Source organism: Undibacterium sp. GW821-FHT11B02, assembly GCF_058808955.1.
Map to the genome: position 1 here is coordinate 1 of NZ_JBXASD010000011.1, position 15,687 is coordinate 15,687.

The window sequence follows — 15,687 nt, forward strand, 5'->3', positions numbered from 1 at the left end:
CGGAATGGGCTGCCTTCTTTCAGGGAAGAAGCACCAGCTTGTACGGAGGCAGCTTTCCAGAACTTGGCGCGGGCATCCGATGCCTGGCCAGACAGTTTGACCTGGTCGATGATTTTGGTGATGAGGATGTACCAGCTACCCATGGACATGATGACCATGATGATCAGTGTGCCTTTGGCAACGAAGTCACCTGTTTTCCAGAGGGCGTCGAGGCCGTATGGATTGTCAACCATTTCTTTGGCTGCAGGTGCAGGGGCCGGAGCGCCAGCATCCGCTGGGGCAGGTGCTGGCGCAGCAGCGTCAGCGGCAGGGGCGGCAGCTGGTGCAGAAGCAGCAGCGGAGGCGGATTCCTGTGCGGATACAGGTGCGACGGCAACAGCGGCTGTCAGGGCCAGGAGGGTGGCAGCCAGGAATGCGGAGAAACGGGTTTTCATTGAGGTGCTTCCTTTTAACAAAATAAGGTTGGTATTGCTTACTGCTGTTTTTATGTACGACTTGGTTTATTTGTTACGACTACTAGTGCTATTTTTTTTTACTGTGTCTTGCCTGGGTAGAGCAGACTTCCTGAACAAGCGGGTCTGCTCTTGCCTGATTTCTTACTCGAGCTTCCAGACGTACTGGACTTTGGTCCAGGTCTGTTGCGGTTTGCCATCGACGGTACCTGGTTTGTTTTTGCAGGCACCCGACATCAATTGGGAACGTACGGCATTGTCGAGACCACGGAAGCCACTGGACTTGTCGATCTTGACGTCGGCCACTGTACCATCAGCACCGATCAACACGGACAATTGCACGGTACCGGTTTCTTCATTGCGCAGTGAAGCACGTGGATATTCCGGTTTGCAACCAGCGACGTTGAAGTCAATCACACCAGGGATGATGGACGGCCCCGCTGCCTTGGTTTCCACTGCTGGTGCAGGCGCCGGGCCCTTTGGCATGACCGGGTTCTCTGGCTTGACGTTGGACACGGCAGAGATGGTCGGCTGTTGCTGTACGGGTTGCTGTACCTGAACTTCCGGTGGCGGAATGAACGGTGGTGGCGGTGCCAGCAGTTTTGGTGGTGGCGGTGGTGGTGTGTCTGGTGGTGGTGGCGGTGGCTTCACCTCTTCCACGATCTTGGTTTCCAGCGGCTTGATTACCACTTCCATGGCCTTGCGTGCCAGACCTGTCACCAGTGCATATACCACCAGCACGTGAAATAATATGACCAGCCCTAATCCGACAAATTTCTTTCCCGGCTCTTGCTGGCGATTTGAAAAATCCATTCCGGTTGTCTCCTCGAACTTAGAATATGAAGGCGGTAATAATAACCGCTGTTGAAGAAAAATTTACGCTTCTTTGCTGAAAACTTGCCATATTTTTGTACCGGGTATGGAATTCATTCCTCCAGTCAATGATCATGGACTTGATTGTCAGCCTTTATTTGCCGCACTCATAAACAAATTTGACTCCTAAATATCAAAACCTTGATTATTTGCATTTGTGACGAAAATAAGTTGTCGATACTTAGCAATATTTGAACCATGCTTGATGTGCCGGGCTAGCCAACTGGCAATTTCAAATATGCACCAACAAAACAAGATTTTCTGTTTATATTTGCCCCAAAAAAAGGCATAGGACACTGATCAATTTTGAAGTCATCTTATTCACTTTTTTGTTCCTCGCGAATGTCTGATAAGTAAGTTGAAGTGGTCTGTTGTTGAAAAGCAGCGTTAGTCGATTTAAATGAATGAAGTGACCAAAAGTTTTGCATGACTTGTTGCCGTGTCAGTTGAGCAGCGTAGCGGTTTTGATCCTGAAAATAAAGAATGGAGATTTTGCCGCCAAGATCGAACTTGAGCTTATGGGCAATTAAATGGGGTATTCAATTGTTATGGGGCCAGATTGTTGATGTGTTTTTTTATCTGATCAAGAGGTGGCTGCACATGCTTGCTAGCACCATTGGTTTTGACGAGAAAAGGCTGTAAGCAATGCATGATGATCTTTGAGTAAGTAGTGTTACTACATAATTATTAGGTAAGTCATGTTTTATTTTCGTTAATTTTATACTAATTTCGACAATATTTTTCAAATTTTATCTTCGGGTGTACAAATCCGTTAGACATTCGCCTTCATTTTATGTAGTATTGTTACATATAATTGCTGCCTGAAGATACGGGCAAAGAACAGATCTGGAAATATGACTGCTGAGATATTGATCGAAAATCCCAAAAAACCTGGTAGCGCAGAGCTACGTTTGCTGGCAGACATCGGCGGTACCAATGCGCGCTTTGCCTTGGAAACGGCAAACCATCATTTTGAAGCGATTACCGTATTGTCTTGCAATGCCTATCCTGATTTGCAAGCGGCGATTACTGCCTATCTTGCCAGGGAGGAAGTGAAGGCGCTTTGCCCGCAAGCCGTGCAGCATGCTGCCATCGCCATCGCCAATCCGGTAGAGGGGGATGTGGTGAGTATGACCAACCATCACTGGACATTTTCCATAGGGGCTTTGCGCCAGGCGTGCGGCTTTCAGAGTCTGGTGGTGGTGAATGATTTCACCGCATTGGCGATGGCTTTACCTCATTTGGCAGTGCATGAGAAATTGCAGATTGGTGGGGGTAAGGCGCAAGCACAGCGCGCTATCGGTCTGATTGGACCCGGTACTGGTTTGGGTGTATCTGGCATTATTCCTGCGGGGCAGCGCTGGATACCTTTGTGTAGTGAAGGCGGTCATGTCTCATTCTCGCCAGCAGATGATACCGAAATAGATATCCTGCGTTATGTTCGCAAAGAATATGCGCATGTATCTGCCGAGCGCCTGATTTCTGGCATGGGGCTGGAAATCATGTATCGCGCCCTGTCGCTTATTGATCAGGCAGGCAACCCGGAAGACTTGAATGCAGCTGATATCACGCGGCGTGCGCTGGCTGGCAGTTGTCCCGTGTGTGTCCGCACAGTTGAATATTTTTGTGCGATGTTGGGGACCATCGCTGGCAATCTGGCGATGACTCTGGGTGCTACTGGTGGTGTGTATATAGGTGGCGGCATTGTGCCGCGTCTGGGTGAATTTTTCAACACGTCTGCGTTTCGCCAGCGTTTTGAAGCGAAAGGGCGTTTTGCCAACTATCTTGCACAGATACCGACTTTCTTGATTACTGCAGAGTACCCGGCTTTTTTAGGTGTGTCTGCCATTTTGAGTGAGCGGTTGTCAGCGGCTGATCACACGGCTTATGTCTGATGCACCGTGGGTACGCTTAATTATTTTCTGGTCTGAGTTTTAGTGAGCAGGATGTTTTGCAGTGCGCTTGACAGGGCTGTACGCGTGGCGTGCAGCCCTTTTTTTGTCCATTCTTCGTCAGCCACAACGGACTGCATGCTGAACTGCGTTGTGTGCTTGGTTACTCATTTTCCCTGCACTTGTCACTTGGCAGAGGATGTCTTTTCGCCAGATGACGCTGTGTGCAGATCAACCATGCCATACAATACTGAACCCAGAGTAATTGCCATCAAGATGGCTGCGGCGACATATTTGATTTTCATATTAGCCAGTACGAGGTGGAATTTATTTCAGGATAGACGATACGGCCTAAGAAAATCAATCATTACAGGTGTGGCGAGGCGATTTTAATCCGGTATAGCTACCAATACGTCAGCAAATTGCTTGCGATAATTGCCTGGACTGTTCGCTACTATGCGGCGGAAGTGGCGGCGCAGCGATTCTTCGGAACCAAAACCGGCCAGGTCGGCCACCTGTGTCAGGCTGGTGTGTGGTGATTCCAGCAATTCCTTGGCGATAGCGACACGTTCGCGTATCAACCATTCACCCGGCGCCATGCCAGTTGATTCCTTGAACTGGCGTTGTAGCGTGCGTGTACTCATCGCAGCCTTTTCTGCCATTGATGTCAGGTTGTGCGGCAGGGCAGGGTGCAATCTGATCCAGTCCATCAGTTTCGCCAGGCGCGCATGTTCGTCGCTGGGCATGGGGCGTGGTACAAACTGTGCCTGCCCGCCTTCACGGTGCGGCGGTACCACCAGTCTTTGCGCCACCAGGTTGGCGACCCTGGCACCATAATCTTTGCGTACAAGATGCAGCAGCATATCCAAACCGGCGGCTGAGCCTGCCGAACTTAATATCTGCCCCTGATCCACATACAATGCATTCGCTTCCACGTGAATGGACGGGTAGCGCTTCAGTAATTTTTCAGCATAGCGCCAGTGAGTTGTCACTGTCTTACCATCCAGTATGCCGGCTGCTGCGAGGATGAAAACGCCGGAACAGATACTGCAAATTCTTGCGCCACGCGCATAGGCTGCGCGGATTTTTTCCAGTATAGCTGGTGGTGGCATTTCATCAGCATCGCGCCAGCCGGGGATGATGATGGTGTTGGCCTGGTCCAGCATGTTCAGGTCATATGGCACTTCTACGCTGATGCCACCTGCAGCCCGTAATTTGCCTGCTTCCATGGCACAGACAGCGAAGTCATACCAATCCACATTTAGCTCAGGACGATGCAGCGCAAACAATTCCACCGTGCAGCCAAATTCAAAGGTGCACAATTGATCATAAGCTAGGGCAACAACAAGGTGTTTCTTCATGACTTGTTTTTCATTGAGGGAGTCTTCATGACAAAATCTTACCGCAGATTACGTTTCTGGATGTGCTTGTCCACGCAAGGTGTGGGCGCATAACTGTTTACTTTTGGATCAGCGACAACTACACTGGCAGTGCACAACTTCCCCAAGTTGCCGTAAGCGTTTACGTCAAGCAACGCGCCAACTGCCGCCGGACTGGTCCGGAGCCAGATGTTCATCTTTCATGGATGAGCAGGCGTCTGCTGGGCCGGCTTATGGAACTTTTATGAAATCTCAAAAAAACTCTTCTTCTGCAACACCTATGCGCAAATTGCCTGCACGCTACGCAGCTTTCGTCATGCCTTTTTTTCTATCGGTATTGATGACCTGTATCGTTTCGCTGATCAGTACCTTGCGTGGTGTGGGCCTGGCAGACCATTTCCTCGAAATATGGGTGGGATCCTGGTTGCTGTCATGGGTGTTTGCGTTTCCTGTGCTATTGCTGGTATTGCCTCTGGTAAGACGCCTGACCTTGTTGGTGGTCGAAGCACCTCAATAAAAATTTAACCTGTATTGTAGAAGGCAAGAAAAGGGAGTCGCTGCCGGGTTATTCCCGGCCTGCAATCATATTTTGACGAATAGATGCATTGTAAAATGTACATACAGTATTGGGATTGAACCGGGCAACATGTAGCCAGACCTCAGCGGTCTCCGGAACGATGGCATGTGAGGCGTAACTTACGCTTCTTTGATTGTTATCCCTTGCAGAAATCACCAGTAAACATTGCGATTAAACCCCGCATACTAATTTGGTAAATCAACAAAAGCACGTATGTGCTCCTGTCGCGCAAGTTACTCTTCGAGGGGTGGAATGCTGCCCATCAGGTGCAGCAGAATAATAATTTTGCATAATAAATGTTAATTTGACATTAAACTCTGCATTAAACTCGCAAAACACACTCAAAACGGTATGGTCTGCCACTTGCCTTTGGTAAAATAGCGGGCTGAGGACTTTTGCAATACTTATCTTGGCGTCATGTCATTGTCCCGACTGGCACAGACAGGATCGCCACCCTTCAACCTTGCCAATTCCATATCACGATGCAATTCAACCGACTCAGTGACCTGATCGCAGCCAACCAGCTTCAGGGTAAACGTGTTTTCATCCGCGCCGATTTGAACGTTCCACAGGACGATAACGGCAATATTACCGAAGATACCCGTATCCGCGCTTCGGTGCCAGCGATACAGCAGGCTTTGCAGGCGGGGGCAGCAGTGATGGTAACTTCGCATCTGGGCCGTCCGACAGAAGGTGAATTCAAGGCGGAAGATACGCTGGCACCTGTGGCGAAACGTTTATCAGAATTATTGGGCGTGGTCGTAGAACTCAAGCAAAACTGGGTTGATGGTGTTGACGTAGCGCCAGGGCAGGTGGTCTTGCTGGAAAACTGCCGCGTCAACAAGGGTGAAAAGAAAAACGATGATGCACTGGCACAAAAGATGGCTGCGCTGTGTGATGTGTATGTCAATGACGCCTTTGGTACAGCTCATCGTGCAGAAGCAACTACCCACGGCATCGCCAAGTTTGCTCCTGTAGCTTGCGCTGGCCCATTGCTGTCAGCCGAACTGGATGCATTGGGTAAGGCGCTGGGCCATCCGGCGCGCCCACTGGTGGCTATCGTTGCTGGTTCCAAAGTATCCAGCAAGCTGACGATTTTGAAATCCCTGGCTGACAAGGTTGATAACCTCATCGTTGGCGGTGGTATTGCCAATACTTTCATGCTGGCGTCTGGCCTCAAAATCGGCAAATCGCTGGCTGAAGCAGATCTGGTCGAAGAAGCAAAGGCCATCATCGACATGATGGCCAAGCGCGGTGCCTCTGTGCCAATTCCTACTGATGTCGTCTGCGCTAAAGAATTCTCGCCAACTGCAGTGGCAACAGTCAAGGCGGTGGCGGATGTACAAGACGATGACATGATTCTTGACATCGGCCCAACCACTGCAGCCTTGCTGGCAGAACAGATCAAGAAAGCTGGTACCATCGTCTGGAACGGCCCGGTAGGCGTATTTGAATTCGACCAGTTCGGCAATGGCACCAAGGTGCTGGCGCAGGCGATTGCGGATTCCAGTGGTTTTTCCATCGCTGGTGGTGGCGATACCCTGGCGGCGATTGCCAAGTACAACATCGCGGACAAGGTAGGCTATATCTCGACAGGCGGCGGCGCTTTCCTCGAATTCCTGGAAGGCAAAACCTTGCCAGCAGTAGAAATTTTGTTGCAACGTGCTGTGAAATAATTTGATTCAAGATCAAGACCAAGGCCCTTAATCACAGAGACACGGAGACACAGAGAAAGGCAAGAGAAAAGCTTTAGTGCTTAAGTAATACTTTTGAAAGTATTAGATTTTCTCTGTGGCCCTCTGTGCCGCCTCTGTGTCTCTGTGGTGAGCTTTTCGGTCTTAATCAGCTTTCAGGTTTTATGTAATTAACATATAAAAAATTTTCAGGAGATCAGATGTCACGTGCCACCAAGATTGTTGCCACCATAGGCCCAGCTTCAAATGACTTGCCAACGCTCAAGCGTATGATACAAGCCGGGGTAAATGTGGTGAGGCTGAATTTTTCGCATGGCAAGGCGCAGGATCATATAGACCGGGCTACCATGGTGCGCCAGGCAGCAGCAGAGTGTGGTCGTGAAATCGCCATCATGGCGGATTTGCAGGGCCCAAAAATCCGTATTGGCAAGTTTGAAAATTCCCGCATCCATCTGGAAAACGGTGACAAGTTCATCCTCGATGCCGACTGCACCATGGGTACACAAGAGCGTGTTGGCCTTGATTACAAAGCCCTGCCGCGTGATGTCAGAAATGGTGATTTGCTGTTGCTGAACGATGGCCTGATTGTGCTGGTCGTCGAAAAAGTTGTTGGCAATGAAATCCATACCGTCACCAAGATTGGTGGCGAGTTGTCCAACAACAAGGGCATCAACCGTCAGGGTGGTGGCCTGACAGCGCCAGCACTGACCGGCAAGGATATGGAAGACATCAAGACCGCGATGTCTTTCCAGGCAGATTACATTGCCGTGTCTTTCCCAAAAAATGCAACAGACATGGAAATGGCAAGACAGCTTTCGAACATCGCTGGAGAGCCTTACAACCACAAACCAATGATGATCGCCAAGATCGAGCGTGCTGAAGCGATCCCGTTGTTGCAAGAAATTCTGGATGCATCAGATGGCATCATGGTCGCGCGTGGTGACCTGGCTGTGGAAGTCGGCAATGCCGCTGTGCCAGCCTTGCAAAAACGCATGATCAAAATGGCCCGTGCTTCCAACAAGGTGGCGATTACTGCTACTCAGATGATGGAATCCATGATCGTCAATGCCGTGCCTACCCGTGCTGAAGTATCAGACGTGGCCAATGCCGTGCTGGATGGCACGGATGCCGTTATGACATCTGCAGAAACCGCATCTGGCAAATACCCGATAGAAACCGTGGAAGCGATGTCGCTGATTTGCCTGGAAGCTGAAAAATTCCAGGAAAACAAGCTTGATGCTGATTTCCTCAACATGACCTTTACCCGTATCGACCAGTCCATCGCTTATGGCGCGTTGTTCACTGCCCATCACCTGGGTGTGAAAGCCATCGTGGCCCTGACCGAATCGGGTTCCACTGCCTTGTGGATGAGTCGCCATAGTGTGGACGTGCCGCTGTTTGCACTTACCCCTAGCATAGCGACCCAGCGTAAGGCAGCCCTGTACCGCAATGTCCAGACTTTCAACCTGCCATACTCTGCCGATAGAGAAGTGGTGTTGAAGTCTGCCGAAACTGTCTTGCTGAAACACGATGTTGTCGCCAAAGGTGACATGATCGTGGTGACCTGGGGTGAGCCCATGGGACAAGTCGGTGGCACCAACGCAATGAAAATTGTCAGGGTCGGCGAGAATTAAGCCCGTTAAGTATGACTTAAGGGCAAAGATTTTTTTATAGCAATCTGGAGTTAATTATGCCTCTCGTATCCATGCGTCAATTGCTGGACCATGCCGCCGAAAACGGTTATGGCCTGCCAGCTTTCAACGTCAACAATCTGGAGCAGGTCACCGCCATCATGCAGGCAGCCGATGAAGTTGGTGCGCCTGTTATCATGCAAGCGTCTGCCGGTGCGCGCAAATATGCTGGCGAAGCATTCCTGCGTCATCTGATTGAAGCAGCGGTAGAAGCTTACCCGCACATCCCCGTCGTCATGCACCAGGACCATGGCCAGTCGCCTGCAGTCTGCATGGCCGCTATCAAATCCGGCTTTACGTCGGTGATGATGGATGGTTCTCTGATGGAAGACGGCAAGAGCGTCGCCAGCTATGAATACAACGTCGAAGTATCGCGTGAAGTGGTCAAGTTTTCCCACTCCATCGGCGTCACGGTAGAGGCGGAACTGGGTGTGCTCGGTTCTCTGGAAACCATGATGGGGGATAAGGAAGACGGTCACGGTGCTGACGGCAAAATGACACGTGAACAATTGCTGACCGACGTGCAGCAAGCCGCTGACTTCGTCAAGCAAACCCAGTGTGATGCATTGGCGATTGCGATCGGTACGTCCCACGGTGCCTACAAATTCTCGCGCAAGCCTACTGGCGATATCCTGGCGATAGACCGCATCAAAGAAATCCACCAGCGTATTCCTAACACCCATCTGGTAATGCACGGTTCTTCTTCTGTACCGCAAGAACTGCTGGATGAAATCCGCCAGTTCGGTGGTGACATGAAAGAAACCTATGGCGTGCCGGTAGAAGAAATTGTCATCGGCATCCAGAACGGTGTACGCAAGATCAACATCGACACCGACATCCGTCTGGCGATGACAGGCGCGATCCGTCGCTACATGTTTGAAAATCCATCCAAGTTTGATCCACGCGATTACCTGAAACCAGCACGTGAAGCTGCCAAGCTGGTCTGTAAGGCACGTTATTTGTCTTTCGGTTGCGAAGGCCAGGCAGGCAAGATCAAGCCTATGGCTCTGGAAAAAGTAGCAGAGCAATACAAGAAAGGCGCTTTGGCGCAGATCGTCAATTAAGATTAAGTTTGTTTCCTCAACCCGGTGCGAGCCGGGGTGAGGAAGTTCAGGGTTTAGACAAAATTGGTGGTGGTAGCAATTTCGTAGGTTGGGCTATAAATGTAGGTTGGGCTACGCCTTACCAGCCCAACACTCGGCGTTTAAATAACGTATACGTTTGTTGAGATCCAGTGTTGGGCTGGGCCCAACCTACGAGATATGCCTATCAATCCACCAACAATTTTGTGTAAACCCTATCCAGATCGAAATAAAGAAATCCCTCATGACTACGCAAATCAATTCCACTCTTCATTCCCTGCCTTTGCTGGGCCGTGGCAAAGTCCGTGACAATTATGCTGTTGGCGACGACAAGCTGCTCATCGTCACCAGTGACCGCCTGTCGGCATTCGATGTCATCATGAATGAACCCATTCCTGACAAGGGGCGTGTGCTGAACCAGATGGCGAATTTCTGGTTTGAAAAGCTCGGCCACATCGTCCCTAACCATCTGACCGGCATCACCCCAGAATCCGTGGTTGCTGCCGATGAAGTGGCACAGGTCAAAGGTCGTGCAGTTGTCGCCAAACGCCTGAAACCCATCATGGTAGAAGCCGTAGTCCGTGGCTATATCATCGGCTCTGGCTGGAAAGATTACCAGGATACAGGCGCGATCTGCGGCATACAATTGCCAGCAGGCCTGCCACAGGCAGCCAAGTTGCCAGCACCTATCTTTACCCCGGCTGCCAAGGCAGAAATGGGCGAGCATGATGAAAACATCAGCTATGCAGAAACCGAACAACGTATAGGGGCAGAACTGGCCGCCAAGATCCGCGACATCAGCATACAGTTGTACACCGAAGCAGCTGAATATGCTGCTACCCGTGGCATCATCATTGCCGACACCAAGTTTGAATTTGGTCTTGACGACAATGGCGTCCTGCATTTGATGGATGAAGTGCTGACCGCCGATTCTTCCCGCTTCTGGCCTGCTGATTCTTATGCCACTGGCATTTCACCACCGTCTTTTGACAAACAGTTCGTGCGTGATTATCTGGAAACCATCACCAGTTGGAAAAAGACCGCCCCAGCACCAGCCCTGCCAGATGAAGTTGTGCAAAAAACTGCTGCCAAATACCGTGAAGCGCTGGAACGCCTGACTGGCGAAAGCTTGAAGGACTGATGATGACCACCACAAATAAAGTTGTTGTCGGCGTCGTCATGGGTTCATCATCTGACTGGGACGTGATGCAAAACGCCGTCGCCATCCTCAAGGAATTTGGCATAGGCTTTGAAGCCAAGGTCGTCTCTGCCCACCGCATGCCGGATGAAATGTTTGCGTATGCAGAAACCGCCCGCGAACGCGGCCTGCGCGCCATCATCGCCGGTGCCGGTGGTGCTGCGCACTTGCCAGGCATGATTGCCGCCAAAACCATCGTGCCAGTATTGGGTGTGCCTGTGCCATCCAAATACCTGCGTGGTGAAGACTCGCTGTTGTCCATCGTGCAAATGCCAAAAGGCATACCGGTGGCGACGTTTGCAATAGGCGAGGCAGGTGCAGCAAACGCCGCGTTGGCCGCGATTGCGATGCTGGCGACGACTGATGATGCACTGGCAGCGAGGTTGATCGAGTTCCGCGAAAAGCAAACGCAAGTTGCACGCGATATGGTGTTGCCGGTTTGAGTGTGAATGATCGTGTATTGGGTTAATTTTGTAGGCTGAGTTAGCTTTGTAGGTTGGGCTGCGTTTTACCAGCCCAACACTCGGCATTTAAATGACCTGTACGCTCATTGAGGCCCGCTGTTGGGCACGAGGCCCGGCCAGACCTACGTTCACGGCCCAATCAAATTGCACGATCTGATTTACAAAACTTGATATCGCAACCTGGATTTCGATCTGCATAAATATCCGTATCTCATTTGGTTTGTACTATTGTGTACAAACGATTCCTAGTTTGAAATCACTACCATGACCACTCATCCACAGCCAGCACAACCACGCCAACCATTGTTACCCAATACCCCCAACAGTTGCCTTGGCATCATGGGTGGCGGCCAACTGGGCCGCATGTTTGCCCAGGCGGCGCAAGCCATGGGTTACCAGGTGGCCGTTCTGGAACCGGAGGCAGGTTGCCCAGCCGCGCAAGTGGCAGACCAGCATGTGCACGCAGGCTATGAAAACCAATCTGGCTTGACGGCGCTGGCCAAGCTCAGCAAAGCCGTTACTACCGAATTTGAAAACGTCCCGGCAGACAGCCTTAGTCTGCTCGCGCAAACCAGCTTTGTGGCACCGGCAGCAGCCTGCGTTTCCATAGCCCAGGATCGTCTTGCAGAAAAACATTTTTTCACTCGTTGTGGTGCGACTACGCATGTGTACCCGGCACCGCACTGGGGCATTGCCAATCAAAATGATATTGCCAGCGTCAAAGATGAACTTTTGCCGGGTATCCTGAAGACGGTACGAATGGGTTACGATGGCAAAGGCCAGGTACGTGTGCGCGATCGTGCTGAACTTGCCGCAGCCTTTGCTGGCATGAATGGTCAGGTCTGCGTATTGGAAAAAATGCTGCCGCTGGCGTATGAAGTGTCGGTACTCGTCGCTCGCGGTGTCGATGGCGAGGCTGTTGTGTACCCGATTGCAGAAAACGTCCACCGTGACGGTATCTTGTTCACCACCATCGCCCCCAGTGCTCATGTTTCAGCAGATGTCGCCAACAAGGCACAAGCTGCCGCCCTGCATATCATTGCAGAGATGGGTTATGTAGGCGTGTTGTGCATAGAATTTTTTGTACTCAAAGATGGTAGCCTGGTGGTCAATGAAATGGCACCTCGCCCGCACAATAGCGGCCATTACACCATAGACGCTTGCGTCACCAGCCAGTTCCAGCAGCAAGTCAGGGCGCTGGCGCAATTGCCGTTGGGTGATACGCGCCAGCATTCGCCAGCAGCCATGCTCAATATCCTTGGTGATGTCTGGTATGAAGGCGACACCGACAATATGCGTGAACCAGCCTGGGATCAAGTGCTGGCATTGCCCGGTGCCCACCTGCACCTGTACGGCAAGGCAGAAGCCCGGCGCGCCCGCAAGATGGGGCACATCACCTTTGTCGCACCAAGCATGGCAGAGGCACAGACCAACCTGACCAAAGCTTGCGCCATCCTCGGTATAGCAGCACCGGAGTGGGCATGAAGTCATTAGCGTGCACACCTGACGCCATTGTAGAAGCAGCGCAAGCACTGGAACGCGGTCAACTGGTCGCCTTCCCGACCGAAACCGTCTACGGCCTGGGTGCCGATGCAGAAAACCCGGCAGCCGTCGCCAATATCTACGCCGCCAAGGGTCGCCCGTCGAACCACCCGGTTATCGTCCATGTCGCACCCGGGGCTGATATCAGCTACTGGGCCAAGGACATCCCGGCAGAAGCACACAAGCTCATCGCCGCCTTCTGGCCCGGCCCACTGACGCTGATTTTAAAACGTGCTGACCATATTCCAGATGCTGTCTCTGGTGGGCAAGACACTGTTGGCATACGCTGCCCATCCCATCCCGTCGCGCAAGAACTCTTTCGGGCCTTCAAGGCAGGCAAGGGTGGGGTTGCAGCACCATCAGCCAATAAATTTGGCCACGTCAGCCCTACAACGGCAGCGCACGTTGAGGAAGAGTTCGAGCAAGAGACGCAACCCGGCGGCCTCATTGCCAGCATACTTGACGGCGGCCAGAGCGAAGTCGGAATAGAATCCACCATCGTGGACCTCAGCCGCCTGGCCACCCACGGCCCCGTGCTGCTGCGCCCCGGCCACATCACCGTAGCGCAAATGGCGGCGGTACTGGGCACAACCCCTGCAGCGCCTGACGCCGAAGCCCCCCGTGCGTCCGGAACACTTGACGCCCACTACGCACCGCATACTCCAGTGATATTGGTCGAAGCCGCAGAGCTGGACGACATTGTCAACCGCCTGCACGCCAAAAACAAAAAGCTCGCCCTCATGAGCTACCAGGCCCACCCCGCCATCCACGCCGAAGCCTGGCGCCACCTGCCTGCCGACCCAATAGGATACGCGCATGACCTGTATGCAGGTTTGCGTGAACTTGATCATGCGAATGCTGACCTGATTTTGGTAGAAGCACTGCCGCAGGACAAAGACTGGCAAGGCGTGAATGATCGTTTGCGCAGGGCGGCGTTTGATTCGCGGGATGTGTTGAAGGGTTTGCTTGATCATGCCTGATCTGGCACCTACGTAACTCATGCTTCGACAAAATACAGTTTACATGGGATAGATAAAATGAAACTTACTCAAGCGATTGATGAAGTAGTAAAGAGATCCAATAAATCACTAACCCCGCAGGAAATCAAGGATATTATTAAGCAACGATTTCCTGAACTCTATGGAACTGATAAAGCAAAAGAAAATGTTGCTAGAGGCAATTACAGTAATTTAGATCATGCACTTCTTGCGCCAATATACGGCTATGTTAAAAAAAGTGATAAGTATTCAATTAATAACTCAGTAAAACCGTATACCATTTCCCTCATCGATAATTCAGAATCGGCTGACTCACTTCAAGATGAGAGTTTACCTGACGATTTGCTCCAGGATCTAGGAGTCGTATATGTTTTGTCCAGTGGCGTATTTACGGCGGACGGCAAGAAAATTATCAAAATCGGATTTACTACGCAGGAATTGGAAACACGAATTAATCAATTGTATACAACCGGATCTCCTTTCAAATTTGAGGAGATCAAATCCTATAAAGTCAGAAATTATTTTGAACTAGAGCAATCACTTCATAAGCTTCTTGCACCTTATAGACTGAGCAATGGAAGAGAATTTTTTAGTGAAGACGCACTCGAATTTATTGATCAAATTGTCGATATACATCTTCGTGTACTGAACACTTCAGGCAAATAAGAAATGTTAATACGATGAGTTCAGTTTAGTATTTGCTGTATCGAAAATTTTATTCATTGATCGGTGTGTTGCAACGCACCCAAATCACCGTAGCTCTTAGACTGCTGCATAGATACGATTATTGTAGTGTAATCATACACACGTTAATTTGCTCCAGATACATTAATAAACTCGCATCCGCATGCCTTAGACAAACAGGTGCGAGTTTATCTGTTTTTTTAATACTCAATGCTCTGGCTTGACCGTCACAGTCAGTTCGCGCAAGATGCCGCCGCGTTCTGCACTGCCGGATTGCGTTCCTTCTCCTCGCATACGTTGCAGGCAGTATTCCCGGTCTGACGACGAATGTGCATCGCAGCGACGTTCGCGGTTACGCTGGAGTTGCTCATCGTTTTCTGAGGTGAGCCTGCCCGACCGAAGTTCCTGTCTGGCGGCACCTGCCTCCCGCAGGCAGGTTTCCTTGGATTGATTGGATTGGCCTTTGTTACAGATACTCCGTTCATATTCGTAACGTGAGCGAGGGCTGCTATCTTCGCGATCCGCCGCGACGCCCATATTAACGAGAAGGAAGGAGGAAATGATTCCGGCAATCAAGATAGCTGCTTTTGGGGTAGCACGCGTGCGTGAGCATTGACGCTGAGAATTGACGGAAGTGGCGTTTGCTTGATAGTGCTTCATGGCATGACCTCATTGAAATGGTAAAAATTCTGTAATCTTGTCACTAGAACTCATTTCATCAATAGGGGTGAGATGCGTTTGCCTCATAACGCAGTCCAGCACGCGTTATGAGGCAAACCCTCCGGGAGCTGGCCGCATTGACACTTCGCGGGCGCATTGCAGCGTAAGGTTGTAACATCGCGCTTGCTAAGGCACCAGCCTTAGCTGCGCAGGGTACACACCTTACGCCTTGCACTGCACCCCGAATCGCCTTGCTCGCACTCATCCCTATTGATGAAATGAGTTCTAGTATGAGAGTAGTCGCTAGCGCGCGCTATTTCTGCGTGCTAGCGCACATTTGCTAATAAAATCTTTGTCCAACAGGAACGCGGTTCTGTGTAACGTGAAGTTGGCCCCCAATTCTGTAAGCAGTGGGCAGCGTACGCTAACGTACAGATACTCTCTTCATTTGCCCATTATTCTGACAACATGCGTTTCTTCATAGCCCACTTCGTTTGTGGC

The 15,687-nt window shown here is 50.9% G+C and carries 13 protein-coding genes and 1 pseudogene; 10 read left to right on the forward strand and 4 right to left on the reverse strand.

The genetic code is table 11. The features are described 5' to 3' along the window. A pseudogene (locus AC1RVX_RS21900) lies at window positions 1–434 on the reverse strand (MotA/TolQ/ExbB proton channel family protein); the annotation flags it as partial. Window positions 435–596: 162 nt separating this feature from the next. Beyond that, window positions 597–1,265, reverse strand: a complete 669-nt coding sequence (locus tag AC1RVX_RS21905; RefSeq protein WP_493218703.1) for an energy transducer TonB — start codon at window positions 1,263–1,265, stop codon at window positions 597–599. Window positions 1,266–2,179: 914 nt separating this feature from the next. Here AC1RVX_RS21905 and AC1RVX_RS21910 point away from each other — a divergent pair. Then, window positions 2,180–3,220 carry a glucokinase gene (locus tag AC1RVX_RS21910; RefSeq protein WP_493218704.1) on the forward strand — a complete coding sequence of 347 codons (1,041 nt, stop codon included), beginning with the start codon at window positions 2,180–2,182 and terminating at the stop codon, window positions 3,218–3,220. 386 nt (window positions 3,221–3,606) lie between these two features. On the opposite strand, the gene ftrA is transcribed toward AC1RVX_RS21910, so the two are convergent. Continuing rightward, entirely contained in the window at window positions 3,607–4,578 is a 972-nt protein-coding gene (ftrA, locus tag AC1RVX_RS21915) for a transcriptional regulator FtrA (RefSeq protein ID WP_493218705.1), read from the reverse strand. 262 nt (window positions 4,579–4,840) lie between these two features. Between ftrA and AC1RVX_RS21920 the strand changes: the two genes are divergently transcribed. The 9 genes from AC1RVX_RS21920 to AC1RVX_RS21960 all read left to right on the forward strand — a co-directional run bounded on the left by AC1RVX_RS21920 (window position 4,841) and on the right by AC1RVX_RS21960 (window position 14,508). After that, window positions 4,841–5,113 (forward strand): DUF2798 domain-containing protein, encoded by a 273-nt coding sequence (locus AC1RVX_RS21920; RefSeq protein ID WP_493218706.1) that lies wholly within the window; start codon window positions 4,841–4,843, stop codon window positions 5,111–5,113. A gap of 542 nt (window positions 5,114–5,655) precedes the next feature. Next, window positions 5,656–6,849, forward strand: coding sequence for a phosphoglycerate kinase (locus AC1RVX_RS21925; protein WP_493218707.1), 1,194 nt, complete (start codon window positions 5,656–5,658; stop codon window positions 6,847–6,849). A gap of 218 nt (window positions 6,850–7,067) precedes the next feature. Then, window positions 7,068–8,501, forward strand: coding sequence for a pyruvate kinase (gene pyk, locus AC1RVX_RS21930; protein WP_493218708.1), 1,434 nt, complete (start codon window positions 7,068–7,070; stop codon window positions 8,499–8,501). 56 nt (window positions 8,502–8,557) lie between these two features. Beyond that, entirely contained in the window at window positions 8,558–9,622 is a 1,065-nt protein-coding gene (gene fba, locus AC1RVX_RS21935) for a class II fructose-bisphosphate aldolase (RefSeq protein ID WP_422973293.1), read from the forward strand. 262 nt (window positions 9,623–9,884) lie between these two features. Beyond that, the gene (locus AC1RVX_RS21940; protein WP_493218709.1) at window positions 9,885–10,781 is read left to right on the forward strand and encodes a phosphoribosylaminoimidazolesuccinocarboxamide synthase; all 897 of its coding nucleotides are present in this window, start codon (window positions 9,885–9,887) and stop codon (window positions 10,779–10,781) included. A gap of 2 nt (window positions 10,782–10,783) precedes the next feature. Next, window positions 10,784–11,281: a 5-(carboxyamino)imidazole ribonucleotide mutase gene (purE, locus tag AC1RVX_RS21945; RefSeq protein WP_493218882.1), complete on the forward strand. Its 498-nt coding sequence runs from the start codon at window positions 10,784–10,786 to the stop codon at window positions 11,279–11,281. Between the two features lie 285 nt (window positions 11,282–11,566). Continuing rightward, window positions 11,567–12,787, forward strand: coding sequence for a 5-(carboxyamino)imidazole ribonucleotide synthase (locus AC1RVX_RS21950; protein WP_493218710.1), 1,221 nt, complete (start codon window positions 11,567–11,569; stop codon window positions 12,785–12,787). Continuing rightward, complete coding sequence (locus AC1RVX_RS21955) at window positions 12,784–13,824, forward strand: L-threonylcarbamoyladenylate synthase (RefSeq protein WP_493218711.1); 1,041 nt, start codon at window positions 12,784–12,786, stop codon at window positions 13,822–13,824. Before AC1RVX_RS21950 ends, AC1RVX_RS21955 begins: the two co-directional genes overlap by 4 nt. Window positions 13,825–13,881: 57 nt before the next feature. Beyond that, window positions 13,882–14,508, forward strand: coding sequence for a GIY-YIG nuclease family protein (locus tag AC1RVX_RS21960; protein ID WP_493218712.1), 627 nt, complete (start codon window positions 13,882–13,884; stop codon window positions 14,506–14,508). A gap of 225 nt (window positions 14,509–14,733) precedes the next feature. Here the strand turns inward: AC1RVX_RS21960 and AC1RVX_RS21965 are convergent, their stop codons facing one another. Next, window positions 14,734–15,186: a hypothetical protein gene (locus tag AC1RVX_RS21965; RefSeq protein ID WP_493218713.1), complete on the reverse strand. Its 453-nt coding sequence runs from the start codon at window positions 15,184–15,186 to the stop codon at window positions 14,734–14,736. Window positions 15,187–15,687 lie beyond the last annotated feature (501 nt).

Bases quoted from the DNA above. Each gene is read 5' to 3' on its own strand.
- AC1RVX_RS21905 (WP_493218703.1), bottom strand. From the start codon at position 1,265: ATGGATTTTTCAAATCGCCAGCAAGAGCCGGGAAAGAAATTTGTCGGA.
- AC1RVX_RS21910 (WP_493218704.1), top strand. From the start codon at position 2,180: ATGACTGCTGAGATATTGATCGAAAATCCCAAAAAACCTGGTAGCGCA.
- ftrA (WP_493218705.1), bottom strand. From the start codon at position 4,578: ATGAAGAAACACCTTGTTGTTGCCCTAGCTTATGATCAATTGTGCACC.
- AC1RVX_RS21920 (WP_493218706.1), top strand. From the start codon at position 4,841: ATGAAATCTCAAAAAAACTCTTCTTCTGCAACACCTATGCGCAAATTG.
- AC1RVX_RS21925 (WP_493218707.1), top strand. From the start codon at position 5,656: ATGCAATTCAACCGACTCAGTGACCTGATCGCAGCCAACCAGCTTCAG.
- pyk (WP_493218708.1), top strand. From the start codon at position 7,068: ATGTCACGTGCCACCAAGATTGTTGCCACCATAGGCCCAGCTTCAAAT.
- fba (WP_422973293.1), top strand. From the start codon at position 8,558: ATGCCTCTCGTATCCATGCGTCAATTGCTGGACCATGCCGCCGAAAAC.
- AC1RVX_RS21940 (WP_493218709.1), top strand. From the start codon at position 9,885: ATGACTACGCAAATCAATTCCACTCTTCATTCCCTGCCTTTGCTGGGC.
- purE (WP_493218882.1), top strand. From the start codon at position 10,784: ATGACCACCACAAATAAAGTTGTTGTCGGCGTCGTCATGGGTTCATCA.
- AC1RVX_RS21950 (WP_493218710.1), top strand. From the start codon at position 11,567: ATGACCACTCATCCACAGCCAGCACAACCACGCCAACCATTGTTACCC.
- AC1RVX_RS21955 (WP_493218711.1), top strand. From the start codon at position 12,784: ATGAAGTCATTAGCGTGCACACCTGACGCCATTGTAGAAGCAGCGCAA.
- AC1RVX_RS21960 (WP_493218712.1), top strand. From the start codon at position 13,882: ATGAAACTTACTCAAGCGATTGATGAAGTAGTAAAGAGATCCAATAAA.
- AC1RVX_RS21965 (WP_493218713.1), bottom strand. From the start codon at position 15,186: ATGAAGCACTATCAAGCAAACGCCACTTCCGTCAATTCTCAGCGTCAA.